Genomic DNA, 3,222 nt, shown 5'->3' on the forward strand with positions numbered 1-3,222 from the left:
GTGCCTATATCGGCGGTGTCTACCTCTTCCCATTCCGAACAGAGAAGTCAAGCCCGCCAGAGCCGATGGTACTGCGGTAAAACGTGGGAGAGTAGGTCGGTGCCCAATCTTAAATCAAGCCCTTGTCCGTCAATTGACGGATCAAGGGCTTTTTTGTGCGCCTTTGGTTTTACCGGGTAAACCCTTAACTCAAAAGTCAAAAAATGGGCGAATAGCTTACAACAAGCAGTTTTGTGCTATAAATAATCAGAAAAGGGGGACTTTTAGGGTTATTTTAAAGAGAAAAAGTGCAGAAAAATGCAGAAATATCGAGGTTTGTGTGAGGTTTATTAAGCATCCCTTTTTTGAACCTTAATCCACCATCCCGGCCCCCCTGCCGGGACCTTGAAATGCTCCGCTGGTGATCCTTTGGAACACCTTCCAGGTACTGACAAGGTAGTGTCACCACTTTGTTGGATGGCGGGTGGTATATTTGTAGGGAGAAAGGAAATGTGCAGATTTCAGATGTGCAGATGATTTTTGGGATTTTGATTTTAGAATTTAGCATTTAAATATTTCTTATGTCCAAAGTCCGAAAGTCGGGAAGTCCAAAGTTCCAAAGTCCGAACATCCGAAAGTCTGAACATCCAAAAGTCCGGCAATAGGGCTTTCATCAAAAAATCTTACTATAGTACGACATGAACAATCCGTCATCGTCCCAAATAAAACCCTGTGGGGTAAGCAACCCCGAGGGCGTTACAAACCAGGCCTTTCGCAGTGTGTACACCGTGTTATCGGCATTCGCGATGTAATACAAACCATACCGGGCGGTAATACACGCATTGCTAATCCCCTTATTTATGGCCACTGTATCTTTACTTAATTTTGCCGAAAATAAATCGTATACCTGTTTTAAACTTTGGTGTGGGGTAGTGTCAATAGCGGCAACATCCAGCGCGAACCCGTTTTTGCCGGTATAAACCCCATTTTCAAAATAATAGGCAATGCCGCTGTTAAATATAGGCAGGCCTTTATAGCTTACCTGGGCAGTTACGGTTAAAAATACCGTACCCGGCGGCGAGCCAGGGCCGTTCTCTTCAGTCCTTACGCGGGTTATCATGCGGTCTGTTAACGGTATATGGTTGTCGCTAAAAAGCTTCAGGGCTTTGGCACGGTCGGCAGCGGTAAGGTATACACTTGTATCCTTCATCCTACTGATGCACGGCATCGCATTTTTAACCTGGTTTTTTTTACACGATGCTGCACACAGTATAATGGCTGYCAATAAAAGGTAAAGGTTTTTCATTACACTAATATAAATGTTTACCCCGGATTATAATAAGCCTCCGTTATTTTTCCAACCTGCCAGGTACCGTGCAGCAATTTCCACACAGTGCGCATAGCATTGGGATAGATCAAAATCCTATGCACTGCGCCGGATTTTGGAGCAAGCGGATTACTAAAGCACCAGGCAGTATAGGTAATTATTTAAGCGAACGGCAGTGCCTTCATCAAACCTTCGGGCACGGCTGATAGCTGGACAAAAGACAAAGGACGTTCGGACAAAAGGTAGGTTAAGATAGATGGACAAAAGGCAAAGGACGTTCGGACAAAGGTAGGTTAAGATAGCTGGACAAAAGACAAAGGACGTTCGGACAAAGGCAGGTTAAGATAGATGGACAAAAGACAAAGGACGTTCGGACAAAGGTAGGTTAAGATAGCTGGACAAAAGACAAAGGACTTTCGGACAAAGGTAGGTTAAGATAGATGGACAAAAGACAAAGGACTTTCGGACAAAAGGTAGGTTAACCGAAACCACATCAACGGGCAGATGAGTCCGGATTAATTTGGTCTTAGAATTTAGTGTTTAGGTTTTTTAGTTTAGCACCTACTTGTTACCCAATCCTCCATCTAAACTTTTGTCCCAAAGTCTGGTCATCGTCTAAAAAATATACCATCCAAAAATCTCATATCTCAAATCTCACATCTCAAATCTAATCCGGGCGTTTCCCCGTTGATAGAAACGGGGCCGGGCTTTACATTCATACGCCTGCAGGCATTACTCCGTTAGCCAACGGACGGTACCCATTTCAATCCCTAACGCGAACGCAGGGAAATAAACAGGCTTAATACCCTACAAGAACATCATGATTTGCATGCGGGCACACAGGCCTGGAGGCCTGCGGCAGCAGGGAAGTGCTTGCGGTAGCGGGGGAAATCAAAGTGCTAATTTATTTAGTATTTGTTTCTTCAATTCATAAATAATTTCTTATTTTTATATAAATGATAATCAATTTAAACCTAAACCAATTAGAATGGAAAAATGTTTTTTTGAAGCTCAAACTGCTTCATCGAAAATTAAAGCAACAATAGTCGCGCAATATTTCCCTCAGTATTGCAAGATTATTTTGAAAAAACCGCAGCAAAAAATTATTTATCTGGATTTATTCTCTGGGCCGGGTAAATATCAAGACGAAAACTATTCGACACCATTGCTACTGGCAACAAGTTGTGCCAATAACCCTCTTTTAAAGCAGAAAGTTCATTTGCTGTTTAATGATATGGAGTATTCGGATGAATTGAAATCGAATTTTTTTAAAATTTTTCCAACGCGGACTTTTGCTCACGAACCTAAATTTGGGAATAAGGTTGTCGGCGAAGACGAGAAAATAACCAATTATTTAAGTAAACCGTCTGTTATACCGAATCCGGCACCAACACTGTTATTTTTTGACCCTTATGGCTGGAAAACAATTGATACTATGGTCTTAGCTAAATTTCTTGCAAATTGGGGCAATGAAATATTTTTGTTCGTTAATATTAAACGTATTAATCAGTCAATTGAAGTTGGGAAATTCGATGATATGATGCGGTCTCTTTTTCCTACAACGATTGAGACACTTAGAAGAAACCGCAAGTACAACAGTGCAACAGTTCACGAGCGGTTGAGTTTAATTATGGACAATTTAGCAGCAGAGTTCAAAAAAGCTGTAACCGGAAATTTGTTTAGTTGTGCTTTTAAATTTCAGGAAGAAGATAGTCAAGCCACCAGTCATTTTATAATACACTTTACAAAACATCCTAAAGGATATGAGTTGGTGAAGCAAATTTATGGGGAATATGATAATATAGGGGCAAATCTTGAGAAAGATGGTAGTTATACTTTTGACGCGAAAAAAATAGATCAAGCAAACTATGTAAAGTTAGATTTTGGAGTTCCAAACATTGATGCATTGTCAAAAC

At 41.0% G+C, this 3,222-nt stretch carries 2 protein-coding genes and 1 rRNA gene; 2 read left to right on the top strand and 1 reads right to left on the bottom strand.

Features of this window, described 5'->3' with window-relative positions; translation table 11 throughout:
• Positions 1 to 108 (top strand): 5S ribosomal RNA (gene rrf / locus AC1DQW_RS27345); the annotation flags it as partial.
• Between the two features lie 544 nt (positions 109 to 652).
• Here the strand turns inward: rrf and AC1DQW_RS27350 are convergent.
• Positions 653 to 1,207, bottom strand: coding sequence for a hypothetical protein (locus tag AC1DQW_RS27350; protein ID WP_477456958.1), 555 nt, complete (start codon positions 1,205 to 1,207; stop codon positions 653 to 655).
• A 1,087-nt stretch (positions 1,208 to 2,294) separates the two neighbouring features.
• Between AC1DQW_RS27350 and tcmP the strand changes: the two genes are divergently transcribed.
• Positions 2,295 to 3,222, top strand: a 928-nt coding sequence (gene tcmP / locus AC1DQW_RS27355; protein ID WP_477456959.1) for a three-Cys-motif partner protein TcmP, incomplete at its 3' end; no start/stop codon positions are given.

This window comes from Mucilaginibacter sp. P5_A4 (genome assembly GCF_056400605.1).

Bases quoted from the DNA above. Each gene is read 5' to 3' on its own strand.
- AC1DQW_RS27350 (WP_477456958.1), bottom strand. From the start codon at position 1,207: ATGCCGTGCATCAGTAGGATGAAGGATACAAGTGTATACCTTACCGCT.